This is a genomic window from Staphylococcus sp. GDY8P198P (assembly GCF_017891615.1).
In the GTDB taxonomy this organism is placed as follows: Bacteria; Bacillota; Bacilli; order Staphylococcales; family Staphylococcaceae; genus Staphylococcus; species Staphylococcus cohnii.
The window spans coordinates 140401-156509 of record NZ_JAESJQ010000016.1 but is presented as its reverse complement, the minus strand read 5'-3'; the positions used below and the strand labels follow the sequence as shown (position 1 = coordinate 156509).

The window sequence follows — 16109 nt, the reverse complement described above, 5'->3', positions numbered from 1 at the left end:
ACAATTAATTATGTCATCTACATCTAAAAAATTTAAATAAAAGGATGATTTTAAAATGGCAAAAACAGTAGGCTTATTAGTAATGGCTTATGGTACACCTTATAAAGAAAGTGATATAGAAGCTTATTACACAGATATTAGACATGGAAAAAAACCTACAGAAGCAGAATTACAAGATTTAAAAGATAGATATAAATTTATTGGTGGTTTATCACCGCTCGCAGGCACTACGAATCGACAAGCTGAGGCTTTATGTTCAGAGCTGAATAATCAGTATACAGATGTTAATTTCAAGTTATATATAGGCTTGAAACACATACATCCATTTATCGAAGATGCTGTAAAAGCTATGAACAAAGAAGGCATAGAAGAAGCGGTTACTGTAGTACTCGCACCACATTATTCTAGTTTTTCAGTGGGCTCTTATAACAAACGTGCACAAGAAGAAGCAGATAAATATGGTATTACTTTAAAACATGTTGAACATTATTACCAACAACCTAAATTTATCCAATATTGGACTGAAAAGGTAAATGAAACTTTAGAGCAAATACCAAAAGAGGAACATGATGAGACAGTTTTAGTTGTATCAGCACACAGTTTACCCAAAGGTCTTATAGAAAAAAATAACGACCCATATCCAAACGAATTGCATGATACTGCTGAATTATTAAAAGCTAAATCAAACATCGCTCATGTAGCTGAAGGATGGCAATCGGAAGGTAATACAGGTACACCTTGGTTAGGACCTGATGTTCAAGATTTAACAAGAAATTTATACGAAAAATATAATTATAAAAACTTTATTTATACACCTGTAGGCTTTGTATGTGAACATTTGGAAGTACTATACGATAATGATTACGAATGTAAAATAATTTGTGATGAATTAGGAGTTAATTACTTCCGTCCAGCAATGCCTAATACAGATCCACTATTTATTGGTGCAATCGTTGATGAAATAAAAAATGTTTATTAAAGGAAGCGTGAATTACATTGACTAAGCGTATCGCAATTATTGGGGCAGGCATCACTGGTCTATCTAGTGCTTATTTTATAAAATCTAAACGACCTGATATCGATGTCACAATTTATGAATCTTCTAATAGAGTAGGCGGGAAAATTCAAACATACCGAAATGAAGGTTATACCATTGAATTAGGTCCAGAATCCTATTTAGGACGCAAACAAATTATGACAGATATAGCCAAAGACATAGGGCTTGAAGATCAACTCATTACTAATAAAACTGGGCAATCGTATATATATGCCAAAAACAAGCTCTATCCGATTCCTGGAGGTTCCATATTAGGAATACCGACTGACATCAAACCATTTCTAAAAACCAAATTAATTTCTCCGTTGGGTAAATTAAGAGCTGGAATGGATTTGTTTAAAAAAACAGTAGACATGAATAGCGATATGTCGGTAGGTAAGTTTTTTAGAACACGATTAGGTGACGAAGTGTTAGAAAATCTAATAGAACCATTGATGGGTGGTATTTATGGTACAAATATCGATGAGCTCAGTTTAATGAGTACTTTTCCTGAATTTAAAGAGAGAGAAGAACAATTTGGAAGCCTTATTAAAGGAATGCGATATGAGAAAGCTCAAAGAATCAAACAACGTGAACTTTATCCAGGTGCACCTAAGGGACAATTTAAACAGTTTAGACATGGATTGAGTTCATTTATAGAACATTTAAAAGACGATTTGGAAGCAAAAGGTGTTAATATTAAGTATCAAACCGCTGTTCGCGATATTACTGCTTCACAGAAAAAATATGAAATAAAAACAGACAACGAAAAGCATATTTATGATAGTGTTTTAGTTACAACGCCACATCAAAAATTCTTACAATGGTTTGGTAATGATCCTGCTTTCGATTATTTTAAAAACATGAATTCTACTACAGTAGCAACAGTTGTACTTGCATTTGACGAAACAAATATTATCAATAACTATGATGGCACAGGATTCGTTATTGCTCGTACAAGTGATACCAATATTACAGCTTGTACATGGACAAGTAAGAAATGGCCATTTACAACACCTGAAGGTAAAGTGTTAATTAGAGCTTATGTTGGTAAACCAGGTGATACTGTAGTTGACGATCACACAGACGAAGAAATCGTGAAAATCGTAAAAAAAGATTTGAGTAAAATGATGACCTTTAAAGGTGCACCTGATTTCAGTATTGTAAATCGTTTGCCAAAAAGTATGCCGCAATATCAAGTAGGACATATTGAACAAATTAAAGCGATACAATCACATATTAGAAATAATTATCCTAAATTACGTATTACCGGTGCATCATTTGAAGCTGTAGGGTTACCTGATTGCATAAAACAAGGTAAAGATGCAGTGGAAGAGATTTTAAATGAAATTTAAATAAATAATAAAAAGTCATTTTCTACTTGAGAATTTTTAATTATTGTAGAAATGGCTTTTTTTATTAAGATGAAAATTACAATACATGTGAAATATATGAGATACTTTAATAGTAATATTTGTAAAGTGGGGGACTGATTTATGACAGATATAGTAATAGTACACTCAAAGTTAGGTGATTCAACGAATCACTGGTATGAATGGTTATCAAATAATCTTACCTTGGAAGGTTATATAGTTACACTTTTTAATATTCCTGAAGAACAAAATAGTGATATACGTAAATGGATTAATGTTATGAATGAACAAATTCATATCCGTAAACAAGATACTTATTTTGTAACTCATGGTTTTGGTACAATTGCATCACTTGAATTTATCCAAAGTAAAAACTTAAGCAATATAGAAGGCTTATTTAGTATTTCAGGGTTTAAAGAGGATGCACAAGAGATTGATGAGTCGTTAAAATTAGATGATAAAATAATCGACTATGATAAAGTTAAAGAAAAAGTGAATGAATTTTATGGTTTGTGTGCAAAAGATGATAAACATGTTTCTTACAAAGAAACAAAGCGTTTAATGGACGCGTTAGATGGCAAGTGTAAAGTCACTGATTTTGGAGGACACTTCATGGAAGATGACGGTTTCACTACATTTACAAACTTGCAAAGTAAAATGATGGGTATTATGAGTAAATAGATTGGATAGTGATAAACATCGCGCATAGAGCAAGAAAAATAATTTCCATATTTTAATTATAAAGTGAATAACTCTTTATAGCTTGCCAACAATTCTGGTGAATAAACTTCGGCAAGCTATAAAAATAAATAAATTTGTGTCATTTCTCAACTAAAATTATAATATTATAGTTATATTCCGTTTTTACACAAAATACTTTAGTGAAAGCATTGACGAAAGTAATAAAAGTTTATATACTAAATAAGTATTCAGAAATGAGGTGGGCTTAACCACCAATTATGACATTTAATTTTTAATTAACAATTAATTATTTGTAAATTAATTTTAAAATAATGTTGATTTTGTAATGACATTATGGTATATTTGTTAGGTAGGCGTCATTAATAATATTAACGCGGGATGGAGCAGTTCGGTAGCTCGTCGGGCTCATAACCCGAAGGTCGGTGGTTCGAATCCGCCTCCCGCAATTACATAATTTGGTCTCGTAGTGTAGCGGTTAACACGCCTGCCTGTCACGCAGGAGATCGCGGGTTCGATTCCCGTCGAGACCGCCATTATGATTTTATCATTAGGGTTCAGTAGCTCAGTTGGTAGAGCAATGGATTGAAGCTCCATGTGTCGGCAGTTCGACTCTGTCCTGAACCATTTTATTTTTGGCGGTTGTGGCGAAGTGGTTAACGCATCGGATTGTGGTTCCGACATTCGTGGGTTCGATTCCCATCAACCGCCCCATAATCGTTAACAAGCGGGTGTAGTTTAATGGCAAAACCTCAGCCTTCCAAGCTGATGTTGTGGGTTCGATTCCCATCACCCGCTCCATTCAAATTAATCCACAGTAGCTCAGTGGTAGAGCTATCGGCTGTTAACCGATCGGTCGTAGGTTCGAGTCCTACCTGTGGAGCCATGGCCCCGTGGTCAAGCGGTTAAGACACCGCCCTTTCACGGCGGTAACACGGGTTCGAGTCCCGTCGGGGTCATACAAACAGAAGTGAAATATCGCTTCTGTTTTTTTAATTCTATATTGGAGAGTTGTCCGAGTTGGCCGAAGGAGCACGCCTGGAAAGTGTGTAGGCGCCACAAGCGTCTCGAGGGTTCGAATCCCTCACTCTCCGTTAATTACATAATTTGAGTTTTTCTAAAACACCGTAACCTTTGATATATTAGGGTTACGGTGTTTTTATTTTGCATAGGCTACTAATATTTTGGCCATTTCATGGTCAAGATGACCACAAAAAATACAATACTACGCCACTAACCAAAGCGTTGACCAATAAATGCTGTATTACATGTGGCGCAAGGCCTTCTAGTATTATTATTTTGTTATTGATAGATTATAAATCGTTGTTTAGCCACGTTCTTTTTTCAAAAAGGGGAGTGCCGTTTCTTTATTAGATGATTAATGATACCAAGTATTATGGTTTATCAATTTTAATTGCAATGTCTTCTAATTTATCTTTTACTTCTTTTAGAGTATGGCTCTCTGAAAAAGTGAAATGAAACGGGGTATTTTTGTTTGTTTTTGCATATATTGTTATTAAGTCATAATATAAGCCTTGCTCAATTTCGTATTTAATAAATTTCATTTTATTTTAACTCCTTCATCATATATAAAATTAAAAACGCTTACTTTTCCTTTTCATTTAACAAGATTTAAGTAAACGAAGAGTGAGGGATTCGAACCCACAATGGATGATTGCAATAAGATATTGAAAAGTGCTTTCGTAGAGAAAGTTATGTTTAAGCATTTGTTATTATCTGAAAATGAATTCGTTTTCATTATCATATCATCATAATTTGTGGTATACAATATAAATTATCACAATTTTATACATGATTTGATATCAATTAGTGTGAATATTAGTTTTGTATTATCAGTAGGTTACAAAACACGAATTTTTGGCTTCTCATAGTCATGCACTTATTCAATTTTTAAGATTTTGCTTTTTTGTATATAGCTCAATTTTATGTTTTGTTATTTTTTTGCTTATACGATAAAATAAGTTACTTTTTCGTTAACTTTTGTTTATGCTTTAAGTACACTACTAAGTATTTATTTGAATTTATAAATTTTAATAGCTTATAATTCGTTCACTACAATTTAGGTTAAACACACAAGAAGATGCATCAACACTGTTAAAACAGAGTAAAAACGTTATAATAGTCAATGAGATGGAGGAATGACAGATTGGAATTTTGGTTGAAAACACAAGCAAAACAAAATGGAGATAAAATATTTATTGATGATGGTACCAATAAAATCACCTTTGCTTCAATGTATTACGAGGCAAGTCGATTAGCTTATCAAATAAAACAATTGAAAAAAAAACGTATAGGTATATATATAGAAAATCAAATTGAATCTATTACTTTGATTAATGCGTTGTGGCTAGCAGGTGTAGAAATAGTGATGCTAAACACGCGTTTAACCAAAGAAGAAATGCAAAATCAGTTATACTCTATTGAAACCGATACAGTTATTACTACTAACAATTTAATGTTACAAGATATAGCCATAATTGACTTTAATGAATTAAAAAAAGAGGTTTCTGACAACACGTATGAGGCTATATTCAATTTGGATCGAATTGCTTCAATTATGTTTACATCTGGAACAACTGGACCACAAAAAGCAGTTCCTCAAACATTTAGCAATCATTATGCAAGTGCAGTTGGCTGTAAAGAAAGTTTAGGATTTGATCAAGACACAAAATGGTTATCTGTGTTACCTATTTATCATATATCTGGTTTAAGTGTCATACTAAGAGCGCTTATGGAAGGTTTTACAGTACGTATTGCAGCGAAGTTCAATTCACAAGTAATTCTTGAAATAATCCAAAAAGAATTACCGACACATGTGTCATTGGTTCCGCAAACTTTAAAATGGTTAATTGATGAAGGTTTGGATCAACCATTTAATATACAAAAGATATTGTTGGGTGGGTCTAAACTTTCTAGTACATTAATTGAAAATGCTTTGAAATCAGAATTGCCGATTTATAATTCATTCGGAATGACTGAAACATGCTCTCAATTTTTAACAGCATCACCAAATATGTTAGCTAAGCGATATGATACTGTCGGAAAACCAAGTGAAAATGTTTTTGTTAAAATAAAAGACCCTAACGATCAAGGACATGGAGAACTGCTTATCAAGGGTGAAAATGTTATGAATGGGTATCTATATCCTGAGAATTTAATGGATACTTTTGAAAACGGCTATTTTAAAACGGGAGATATTGCAGAAATTGATGAAGATGGTTATGTAATGATTTATGACAGACGAAAAGATTTAATCATTAGCGGTGGCGAAAATATATATCCATATCAAATAGAATCTGTGGCAAAACTTCATGCATCAATTATTGATGCAATGTGTATTGGGGAACATGACAGTACATGGGGAGAAGTACCTTATTTATATTATGTTTCAAAAACAGAATTATCAAATGAAGAATTATTGGCACATTTTAAAACGCATATAGCGAAGTATAAAATCCCCAAATATTTTAAACATGTAACAGAATTACCTTATACATCAACAGGTAAATTGCAACGAAAACATTTAAGAAATTAGGCGTGAGCAATTATGAAATTGAGCGAAATGAAACTTTATATTTGTAATAATTATTTTAAGCATGCAATCGTTACTCCTAAAGTAAAAATGGACAAGCGTAAAGCACTTTTTGTTGAGTTTATAACTGATAAACATATACATTATTTTGGAGAGTGTAACGCTTTTGAAACAGATTGGTATGCAGATGAAACGATAGAAGTAGTTTATGACCAAGCAATAAAGTGGTTTGAAACATTTAAAAACCATGAGTTTGAACGCTTTTCGGATGTACAAAATGCACTTCAATGTTTGGAGATATATCCTGCTACACGAAGTATGATTGTGATGGCCTGTTATCAGGCTTTTTACGAATTAGAAACGTTTAATGTACCCTATGGTGCAACAGTTAGTGGTCTAACATATAAGCATATTTTCAACTTAAAAGTCACACAACCACATCGCATAAAAATAAAATGGTCTGAAAATATTTTAGAAGATGTAAAACAATTGAAGAGATTGCCATTTAAACCTCAGATCGTCATTGACGCTAATGAATCGGTTAAAAATAGTGAAGTTGAGAAAGTTATGCTCCTTTCAAGCAGCGATATACTTTATTTAGAAGAACCTTTTAAAGATATAGAAAAAGTAAATGATTTTAAAGATTCTGAATTACCTCCTATAGCTATTGATGAGAAGGCAGTATCATTGAAAGCAATTTTATATTATGTTGAAAATTATAAAATTGATGTTGTGGTATTAAAACCATTCAGACTAGGTGGCATTGATAAAGTCTTGGAAATAATTGAAATATTAGAACAAAAACATGTGAAATTTGTCATTGGTGGTATGTATGAATATGGATTAAGTCGTTATTTTACAGCTTTATTAGCACGGTATGCTACTTATCCAAGCGATATTACACCACACGGATTTTATTTTGAAAATGATATTGTAGCGCATTCGGGCATATTAAAAAGAGGCTCAATTTATTTTGAACCTCCTTTTGTAAACAAGTTTAATTTAACTCAGATTAATTAATGTTTATGCTTTTTATCTTTTTTTAAAGGTACTGGATCAAATCCACCTTTATGGAGTGGATGACATTTTGAAATACGTTTAACACCTAACCAAGTACCTTTGATGGGTCCGAAAACTTCTATGGCTTCTCTAGTATATTCAGAACAAGTGGGGTAAAAACGACAAGTAGCCGGGGTCATAGGAGAAATGAAATGTTGATATATATAGATAAGTCCTAGAAAGATTTTTTTCATAAAATTTTGCCTCCAACAATTTACATAGCAATGATAGTTTAACATATATAAAGGGAGTTTGATGTTTGTGAAGTTTAAAGATAAAGAAAATGATGATGTCTATTTATCATTTAAGGATGAAAATGACATCCCAGATGGTGATCATGTCTTGGTTATTCCTATATATCAAGGACAATTGCTTTTCACCAAACATAAATTAAGGGGCATAGAATTTCCAGGAGGCAAAAGAGAAGAAGGAGAATCGAGTGAACAAGCGTGTGAAAGGGAATTGTTTGAAGAAACAGGGGCGCTTATAAATATTAAAGACAAACATTATATTGCTCAATATTGTGTTAATCGTCAAAATGGTATACCGTTCACAAAAGATGTTTTTATGGTTAAAGTAGATCGATTACAAACAAAAAATGATTATTTAGAAACTGACGGACCATTAATTTTCAATAGTATTTCAGACATTGCAGAAGAACGTAAAAGTTATTTATTGAAGGATACTGCAATCTTACAATGTTTAGAGAGAGTGATCGAGCTTGGATTTTATGCATAAAAAAAGAATGCCTATAGAAGTACCTGACCATATTTTTGAAGAAGTCACTTATAAAGTAGATGGCATTAATGTTAGAGGTTTATTAATGCAACCACATAAAAGTGTAAAGCGAATTGTTGTATATTTGCGAGGTGGTAAAGGGCAAGTCGGTAAAGTAAGAGCAGGGCGACTAATGCAATTTTCAGATGCGCAAACACTTGTATTTGGGCCGTATTATAGAGGTAACAATGGTAGTGAAGGCAAAGATGAATTTTATGGTAGAGATTTAAATGATGTTACGGTTGCTATTCGAATATTAAATACACTTTATCCAGAAGCTTATATTCATATGATAGGCTTTTCTAGAGGTGGATTACAGGGGTTACTTACATTTCAGGATTTGCCTATAGCTAGTTATATTATTTGGGGTGGTGTGTCCGATATTCGTCTCATGTACGAGGAAAGAATAGATTTAAGAGGTATGTTGAGAAGGATGGTTGGACATCCAAAGAAAAAAGAAAAAGCATATAAGCAAAGAGATGCGTTAATTAATATACATGCCGATAGTCCTCCAATACTTATAGTACATGGAGGGAAAGATAAACAAGTTGGGATTCACCAAGCCTATTATTTGGAAACACAATTGAAACATATTGGCACAACTTATCAAACATTTTATCAAATGGATGAAGGCCATGTACCAAGGCCATTTGCGATGAAAAAAGCATTATCTACAGTTAAACAATGGATGGTAAAAGTGGAAAAAAATAAAACAGTCACTAATAAAGCACATGGACCACAATTGTAATGTGGTCCATGTGCTTTATTTAGTATTTTATTTAAAATCCGCCGTTTTGTGCTAAATCAGAAACTTCATCGCCAAATTTTTCGAAATTATGTTTAAATCTGTCTTTTAAATCTTGCGCTTGTTCTCTATATGCCTCTGGCTTACTCCAAGCATTTATAGGATTTAGTAATGTTTGAGGTACATCATCAACTTCCACTGGTATATTTAATCCAAACATGTCATCTTGAATATACTCTGTATCTCTTAACTGACCAGTAATTGCCAGATTAACCATTTGTCTCGTATAATTTAAGCTAATACGGCGTCCTGTGCCATATTTACCACCAGTCCAACCGGTATTTACTAAGTATACATCTACATCGTGTTTATCTATTAAGTTGCCTAGCAAGTCTGCATAAACTTTTGCGTGTAATGGTAAGAAAGGTGAACCGAAACATGTTGAGAAAGATGGTTCAGGTTCAGTTATACCTCTTTCTGTTCCTGCAAGTTTAGCTGTGAATCCACTTAAAAAGTGATACATTGCTTGATCTTTGCTGAGTTTTGAGATAGGTGGTAACACACCAAAAGCGTCAGCAGTTAAGAAAATAATCGTATTTGGATGTGCTGCTTTGGAAGGTGTAACGATATTATCTATATGATTGATTGGATAAGCGGCTCTCGTATTTTCAGTATAATAGTTATCATCAAAGTCGACATCGCCTTCTTCATCTACAACAACATTTTCTAAAATCGTACCGTATTTAATTGCTTCATAAATTTGAGGTTCCTTTTTGTAAGAAAGGTTGATTGCTTTTGCGTAACAGCCACCTTCGATATTAAAAATACCATTTTCATTCCATCCGTGTTCATCATCACCAATTAACTTTCGAGTTGAATCTGCTGAAAGCGTGGTTTTACCTGTTCCAGAAAGTCCAAAGAATAGAGCTACGTCACCTTTTTCACCAACGTTTGCGGAGCAGTGCATACTCATAATATTATCTTTAGGTAGTAAGTAGTTCATTACGGAGAAGATACCTTTTTTCATTTCACCAGCGTATTCTGTTCCACCGATTAAAATGACCTTGTGTTTAAATGAAGTAATAATAAATGTTTCTGAATTTGTACCATCTTTACTTGGATCAGCTTTAAAATATGGTGCCGATACAATAGTAAAGTCAGATTTGATTTCTTCTGCTTCTTCTTTTGTTTCAGGACGAATAAACATATTTTGTGCGAATAGATTATGCCAAGCCAATTCATTTACAACTGTTAGTTTAAGTTGTGAATCTTGATCACTACCGGCATATCCTTTAAATACATATAATTCATCTTTTTCATTTAGATAATTTAATACCTTATCATATAACTTTAAAAATGTGTCCTCTTCAATAGGTTGATTGATATTTCCCCAATCAATGTCATCTCTGTATGATGGTTCATTAACAATAAACTTATCTTTCGGTGAACGACCAGTGTATTTACCTGTTTTAGCGTTAATTGCACCTAGTTCGGTTAATTCTCCTTCATTGTTATTAAGAATTTTCTTATACAACTGTGTTGTGGATTGTTGAAATAATGAAGACTTCTTGTCCAAAATATTTTGGACTTTTTTTGTGTAAGTGTATGTATCTACCGCCATACTAAATCCCTCCAACGCTATTAAATTAATGTAAGCCTTTACAATTACAGAGTATAACACATATGATTGATTAGTCCACACCATTTTTAAAGGAAATTAAATAAATATCAAATTGACATTACTACTTAGTTTCGGTACTATAGTGATTAACGGATTCTCTTATCCTGAGTGGCGGAGGGACATGGACCCAATGAAGCCCAGCAACCTCTTCTTACAATGAAGAAAGGTGCCAAACCGTTTGCGGACAAATAGCGTCTGAACGATAAGAGCGAATGGACGTATAAGGGCCTTCTCTCTATTCATATAGTGAAGAAGGCTTTTTTTAATGAGCTCAATCAAAGAGAATTTTCGTAATCAAAGACAAAGGAGCAAGTTAATTTATGACTTATAATAGAAGATTATTTACTTCAGAATCGGTTACAGAAGGGCACCCAGATAAAATCGCTGACCAAGTGTCTGATGCAATTTTAGATGAAATTTTGAAAGACGATCCTAATGCGCGGGTTGCTTGTGAAACAACGGTAACTACAGGTATGGCATTAATTTCCGGAGAGATTTCTACTGCTACTTATGTAGATATACCTAAAGTTGTAAGAGAAACAATTAAAAATATCGGGTATACACGTGCGAAATATGGATATGATAGCCAAACGATGGCTATATTAACAGCAATTGATGAGCAATCACCTGATATTGCACAAGGTGTCGATAATGCTTTAGAATATCGTGACAATTTATCAGAAGAGGAAATTGAAGCAACTGGTGCTGGTGACCAAGGTTTAATGTTTGGTTATGCGACGAATGAAACGGATACATATATGCCGTTACCAATATTTTTATCGCATCAATTAGCAAAACGATTATCAGATGTGCGAAAAGATAATATTTTAAAATATTTGCGCCCAGATGGAAAAGTTCAAGTAACAGTGGAATATGATGAGCAAGATAAACCACATCGTATAGATACAATTGTCGTTTCAGCTCAACATGCAGAAGATACTACTTTAGAACAAATTCAAGCTGATATCAAAGAACATGTTATATATCCAACAGTACCTGAAGGATTAATCGATGATAATACAAGATTTTATATTAATCCGACTGGACGATTTGTAATCGGTGGACCTCAAGGTGATGTTGGTTTAACAGGTCGTAAGATTATCGTAGATACATACGGTGGCTATGCACGTCATGGAGGAGGTTGTTTTAGCGGGAAAGATCCTACAAAAGTAGATCGCTCAGCTACTTATGCTGCTCGTTACGTAGCCAAAAATATTGTTGCTGCTGATTTAGCTGATAAATGTGAAGTTCAACTCGCTTATGCAATTGGTGTAGCGGAACCAGTTTCGATTGCGATAGATACTTTTGGAACAGGAAAGGTAAGTGAAACAGAACTAGTAGAGGCTGTTAGAGAACACTTTGATTTAAGACCAGCAGGCATTATTAAAATGTTAGATTTAAAACATCCAATTTATAAACAAACGGCTGCGTATGGCCACTTTGGACGAACAGATATACTGTTACCATGGGAAAAATTAGATAAAGTTAATTTATTAAAAGATAGCGTAGAAATATAAGCGCGAAGTATTTATTTTTTAACTTTACTATCGAATGATGAGCTCATATCTATTATAATTAAGTTACTGAACACATAAAGGAGCGTTGTTGTTATGAATTCATTTGGCCCGATAGAAATAGGTTTAATCGTGGCAATAGTCGTAGCAGTTATTTGTTTAATCCTATTTTTAGTTGCTTTGAAAAGTAAGAAAAAAGCACAGCAAACCATCGAGGAGCAATATAAATCAAGAGAACAAAAACTTAGCGATGAACATGATGAAGAGTTAGAAAAAGAAAGAATTGAAAATAAAAAGCAAGTTACTAAACAAAAAGAGGACTACGAAGCTACAGTAAATGCGAAAGATCAAGAAATAGATGCATTGAAACTTTTCTCTAAAAATAAAAGTGAGTACGTAACGGATATGAGATTAATTGGTATTCGTGAGCGTCTAGTTAATGAGAAACGCATTCGACCAGAAGATATGCATATCATGGCAAATATTTTCTTACCTAAAAATAACTTCAGTGATATACGTCGTATAAGTCATTTAGTACTTACGCGTACAGGACTATATCTCATTGATTCTCAGTTGTTAAAAGGTCATGTGTTTAATGGCATTAATGCTAACCAATTCAAAGAACAACCGATGATGGAACAAGTGTTTGACACGTTAAACCTTGATAAACAAACGGCACAAACATTAGTAATGGATCAAAATGATGATAAAGATTCTTTATCATTTGTGAATTATACAAATTATTTAAATGAAATTGAAAAACTAGCTGGTGAATTACAAACAGAGTTAAACTTGAAGTTCACACCGACATCAATCCTATATTTCAACCCTAAAGATGAAGGTGCTGTGACTATTTCAAATTATGCACAAAGTACCAATTCTAAAGTGTTAGTTGGACCAGAACAACTTGATGAATACTTTAATAAGTTTGTTTTTCATGGTCGTATCCAGTACAATGTTGAAGATTTACAACGTGTGATGGATGAAATTGAAACATTTAACTAATAAAGTATCAAGAATATAAATCTAGATACAATAGGCTCATAAATGAATTTTTTGAAAATTTATTTATGGGCTTTTTTTTATATCAAAATTTCATACGTATTAGCTTGTATTTCTTTAACACAAGCTTCAATTTATCGTGTTTCAGTTTTACTTGCGTAACAGTAGTAGTGTATCCAATACACTATTTATTAATGTTATTCTAATTATGTACAACACCATTGAGGCAAGAATCTTAGAATAAATGTGCTTAAACTAAATTTTTAAGGTGTTTTTGTTTAAGTAAAGTGATTAAAGATATTTTAGTCTTTTAAGTCTATATTTTTTAAGTTTTAGTCGAAAATTAATGACATAAATAACTATTTTAAACAAATTATTTAAAATTTAGGCATTTTAATTTAATAGTTTGCCAATTTTGATTATTATTATAGTTAGTTTAATAGTAAAGGGGAGCTCAAATTTGGAATTTGTAACTTTTTATAATGGTAATGAAATGCCTATCATAGGTTTAGGTACTTTCCGAGTTGAAAATAATGATGAATGTAAGAAGGCAGTTAAACATGCAATTGAAAATGGATATAGACATATTGATACTGCAATGATATACGAAAATGAAGAAATGGTTGGACAGGGTATTGCAGAAGGATTAGCTTCTACAGGTTTAGATAGAAGCGATCTTTTTATTACATCTAAATTATGGCTCGATGATTACGGTCGTAATAATGTAGCTGAAGCTTATGAGACTAGTTTAAGTAAACTTGGATTAGATTATTTAGATTTATATTTAATGCATTGGCCAGGTCTAGATGAAGCATTAATGATAGATACTTGGCAAGGTATGGAAGATTTGTATAAAAATGATAAAGTTAAAAATATTGGTGTTAGTAATTTCAATGCAGAACATTTAGAAGCATTATTAGCTCAAGTTTCGATTAAGCCTGTAATTAATCAAGTTGAATTTCATCCTTATCTCACTCAGTCAGAATTGAGAAGATATTTAGAAGTTCAGAATATACATGCAGAATCATGGTCACCATTAATGAATGCACAGATTTTAGAAGATGATACAGTTAAGGCGATAGCATCAGAAATTAATAAAACACCTGCACAAGTTATAATTAGATGGAATATTGAACATGATGTAGTGGTGATACCTAAATCTGTCACACCAACTAGAATTGAAGAAAATTTAAATGTATTTGATTTTGAGTTAACTAAAGCACACATAGAGCGATTAGATAGTTTAAACGAAGATAAAAGAATAGGCCCAAATCCTTCAGAATATAGTGGCCATTAAAATCAGAAATAAAATATTGAAAAAGACCGTAAGTATAGTGGTTTATAACTATATCTACGGTCTTTTGTTATGTAAGTATGTGAGTTAAATCATTAAATATCCTAATAAACATGCGACGAAGGACACTACATATTGTAAAATTGAATAAACAATAAAGTGAAATACGTGCTTGTTTACTGTTAACATTTGAACTAACTCTGATGACAAAGTTGAAAAAGTTGTTAGTCCACCTAGAACGCCAACAATTAAAAATGCGTTAATCCAAGAAATATTTAAAGTAAGTCCCATGAGCAAACCAATCAAAAAACTACCTAAAATATTTACGACAGGTGTTGCAATAGGTAATGTACTATCAATTTTATTGTTAAAGAAGTTAGTAACAACAGCACGAATAACTGCGCCTATTCCGCCACCTAACATAACTAAAAATATTTGACTCATGATAAACGTTCCCCCATTTTAACTCCGATATAACAAACCCATATACCTATGATGTAACTGAGTAAAGCATAGGTTATGAACATTACATATGCTTGTTGTTGTAATATGCCGACAAGCTCGAATTGAAACGTTGAAAAAGTGGTAAGCGCACCAAGAAACCCAGAAGTCATTCCTTTTTTAAGTAGTGGACTGTTTCTAAAATACTGTATCGCTAAGGAACCTAACAAGCCCATTAAAAATGCACCTATAATATTTGCAATAAACGTGCCAGATGGAAATCCATCAGTAGTATTTAAAAAAGATAATAGATAACGAATGAATGCACCAAGGGCACCGCCAATAAAAATATATAAATATTGCACGATGATTTCTTCCTTTCAAAAAAATAAACTACAAAAGTAGTATAACTTTTGTAGTAAAAATTAGAAAATAATACCAAATGTTGAAAGAGAAGCTATAATATGAATTGCGATCACAATTAATATGATATAAGGTAAAATTTTACTAACTGGTCGAATCCAGCCTGAATCTTCATGTAAATGCTTAATAGATTTATCAGAAAAGATAATAGCAATTATTAAAATAATAGCATTGATAATACTACAAACAAAAATAAGTTTAATCATTGAATTAAAGTGCATATTTAATAGAGGGTTTCTAGTATTAAAATAAAAGCTAATAATAATTAAAATGCATGATAAATAAAAATAAAGTTTTGAACGTGCCATAATAACCTCCTAATGCAATTCATTATGTAATAATACCATAAATTAACTTAAATTTAACTAAATTTACAATAAGAAAAAAATTTAATGAATAATAATATAGCTTATAAGGCCTGTCTATAGTGAATCTAGAGAAATTATCAATTATTGTATTTTTAATAAGCCATCATCTATAAGCAGAAAAATAGAATTTATGAAATAAAGGTG

Annotated in this window: 16 protein-coding genes, 8 tRNA genes and 1 riboswitch; of the genes, 18 read left to right on the top strand and 6 right to left on the bottom strand. The window is 32.4% G+C overall.

Annotated features, from left to right (window positions below):
• Positions 1-55: 55 nt before the first annotated feature.
• The 11 genes from hemH (at position 56) to KA824_RS11030 (ending at position 4202) form a co-directional block, all read left to right on the top strand.
• Positions 56-979 carry a ferrochelatase gene (gene hemH, locus KA824_RS11080; RefSeq protein WP_181187703.1) on the top strand — a complete coding sequence of 308 codons (924 nt, stop codon included), beginning with the start codon at positions 56-58 and terminating at the stop codon, positions 977-979.
• Positions 980-996: 17 nt separating this feature from the next.
• On the top strand, positions 997-2391 hold the full coding sequence (gene hemY, locus KA824_RS11075; protein WP_107385219.1) for a protoporphyrinogen oxidase: 1395 nt from the start codon (positions 997-999) through the stop codon (positions 2389-2391).
• A gap of 141 nt (positions 2392-2532) precedes the next feature.
• Positions 2533-3090 carry an alpha/beta hydrolase gene (locus tag KA824_RS11070; RefSeq protein ID WP_210133268.1) on the top strand — a complete coding sequence of 186 codons (558 nt, stop codon included), beginning with the start codon at positions 2533-2535 and terminating at the stop codon, positions 3088-3090.
• Positions 3091-3483: 393 nt separating this feature from the next.
• Positions 3484-3557, top strand: a tRNA-Met gene (locus KA824_RS11065).
• A gap of 11 nt (positions 3558-3568) precedes the next feature.
• Positions 3569-3644: transfer RNA gene (locus KA824_RS11060), tRNA-Asp, on the top strand.
• An 18-nt stretch (positions 3645-3662) separates the two neighbouring features.
• A tRNA-Phe gene (locus tag KA824_RS11055) sits at positions 3663-3735 on the top strand.
• Positions 3736-3746: 11 nt separating this feature from the next.
• Positions 3747-3822: transfer RNA gene (locus KA824_RS11050), tRNA-His, on the top strand.
• A 13-nt stretch (positions 3823-3835) separates the two neighbouring features.
• Positions 3836-3909 (top strand) — tRNA-Gly (locus KA824_RS11045).
• A 10-nt stretch (positions 3910-3919) separates the two neighbouring features.
• Positions 3920-3994, top strand: a tRNA-Asn gene (locus KA824_RS11040).
• Position 3995: 1 nt separating this feature from the next.
• A tRNA-Glu gene (locus KA824_RS11035) sits at positions 3996-4067 on the top strand.
• Between the two features lie 46 nt (positions 4068-4113).
• Positions 4114-4202 (top strand) — tRNA-Ser (locus KA824_RS11030).
• A 300-nt stretch (positions 4203-4502) separates the two neighbouring features.
• On the opposite strand, the gene KA824_RS11025 is transcribed toward KA824_RS11030, so the two are convergent.
• A complete protein-coding gene (locus KA824_RS11025; protein WP_181187705.1) occupies positions 4503-4673 on the bottom strand; it encodes a hypothetical protein in 171 nt (56 codons plus the stop codon).
• Between the two features lie 602 nt (positions 4674-5275).
• On the opposite strand from KA824_RS11025, the gene menE reads away from it, so the two are divergent.
• Together menE and menC are read left to right on the top strand one after the other, a co-directional pair.
• Positions 5276-6664 (top strand): o-succinylbenzoate--CoA ligase, encoded by a 1389-nt coding sequence (gene menE, locus KA824_RS11020; protein ID WP_107384993.1) that lies wholly within the window; start codon positions 5276-5278, stop codon positions 6662-6664.
• A 12-nt stretch (positions 6665-6676) separates the two neighbouring features.
• Entirely contained in the window at positions 6677-7681 is a 1005-nt protein-coding gene (menC, locus tag KA824_RS11015; protein WP_107384994.1) for an o-succinylbenzoate synthase, read from the top strand.
• Here menC and yidD read toward each other — a convergent pair.
• Positions 7678-7914 carry a membrane protein insertion efficiency factor YidD gene (gene yidD / locus KA824_RS11010; RefSeq protein WP_206748476.1) on the bottom strand — a complete coding sequence of 79 codons (237 nt, stop codon included), beginning with the start codon at positions 7912-7914 and terminating at the stop codon, positions 7678-7680. The genes menC and yidD overlap by 4 nt on opposite strands.
• Positions 7915-7975: 61 nt before the next feature.
• Here yidD and ytkD point away from each other — a divergent pair, with 61 nt between their 5' ends.
• Together ytkD and KA824_RS11000 are read left to right on the top strand one after the other, a co-directional pair.
• The gene (gene ytkD, locus KA824_RS11005) at positions 7976-8458 is read left to right on the top strand and encodes an RNA deprotection pyrophosphohydrolase (protein WP_107384996.1); all 483 of its coding nucleotides are present in this window, start codon (positions 7976-7978) and stop codon (positions 8456-8458) included.
• Complete coding sequence (locus tag KA824_RS11000) at positions 8442-9245, top strand: alpha/beta hydrolase family protein (RefSeq protein ID WP_181187706.1); 804 nt, start codon at positions 8442-8444, stop codon at positions 9243-9245. The genes ytkD and KA824_RS11000 overlap by 17 nt, the downstream gene beginning before the upstream one ends.
• Positions 9246-9276: 31 nt before the next feature.
• On the opposite strand, the gene pckA is transcribed toward KA824_RS11000, so the two are convergent.
• On the bottom strand, positions 9277-10863 hold the full coding sequence (pckA, locus tag KA824_RS10995) for a phosphoenolpyruvate carboxykinase (ATP) (protein WP_181187707.1): 1587 nt from the start codon (positions 10861-10863) through the stop codon (positions 9277-9279).
• Positions 10864-11019: 156 nt separating this feature from the next.
• Positions 11020-11132, top strand: a riboswitch (SAM riboswitch).
• Between the two features lie 111 nt (positions 11133-11243).
• Here pckA and metK point away from each other — a divergent pair.
• The 3 genes from metK (at position 11244) to KA824_RS10980 (ending at position 14736) form a co-directional block, all read left to right on the top strand.
• Positions 11244-12440 (top strand): methionine adenosyltransferase, encoded by a 1197-nt coding sequence (metK, locus tag KA824_RS10990; protein ID WP_119535898.1) that lies wholly within the window; start codon positions 11244-11246, stop codon positions 12438-12440.
• A gap of 93 nt (positions 12441-12533) precedes the next feature.
• The gene (locus KA824_RS10985) at positions 12534-13442 is read left to right on the top strand and encodes a nuclease-related domain-containing protein (protein WP_019468065.1); all 909 of its coding nucleotides are present in this window, start codon (positions 12534-12536) and stop codon (positions 13440-13442) included.
• 457 nt (positions 13443-13899) lie between these two features.
• Positions 13900-14736 (top strand): aldo/keto reductase, encoded by an 837-nt coding sequence (locus KA824_RS10980; RefSeq protein WP_107385361.1) that lies wholly within the window; start codon positions 13900-13902, stop codon positions 14734-14736.
• Positions 14737-14820: 84 nt separating this feature from the next.
• Here KA824_RS10980 and KA824_RS10975 read toward each other — a convergent pair whose 3' ends face one another.
• From KA824_RS10975 to KA824_RS10965, 3 genes are read right to left on the bottom strand one after another with little or no spacing between them, the layout of a single operon-like run.
• A complete protein-coding gene (locus KA824_RS10975) occupies positions 14821-15177 on the bottom strand; it encodes a fluoride efflux transporter FluC (protein ID WP_107385360.1) in 357 nt (118 codons plus the stop codon).
• Positions 15174-15539, bottom strand: a complete 366-nt coding sequence (gene crcB / locus KA824_RS10970) for a fluoride efflux transporter CrcB (RefSeq protein WP_181187708.1) — start codon at positions 15537-15539, stop codon at positions 15174-15176. Before crcB ends, KA824_RS10975 begins: the two co-directional genes overlap by 4 nt.
• 60 nt (positions 15540-15599) lie before the next feature.
• Positions 15600-15905 (bottom strand): hypothetical protein, encoded by a 306-nt coding sequence (locus tag KA824_RS10965; RefSeq protein WP_107521381.1) that lies wholly within the window; start codon positions 15903-15905, stop codon positions 15600-15602.
• Positions 15906-16109 lie beyond the last annotated feature (204 nt).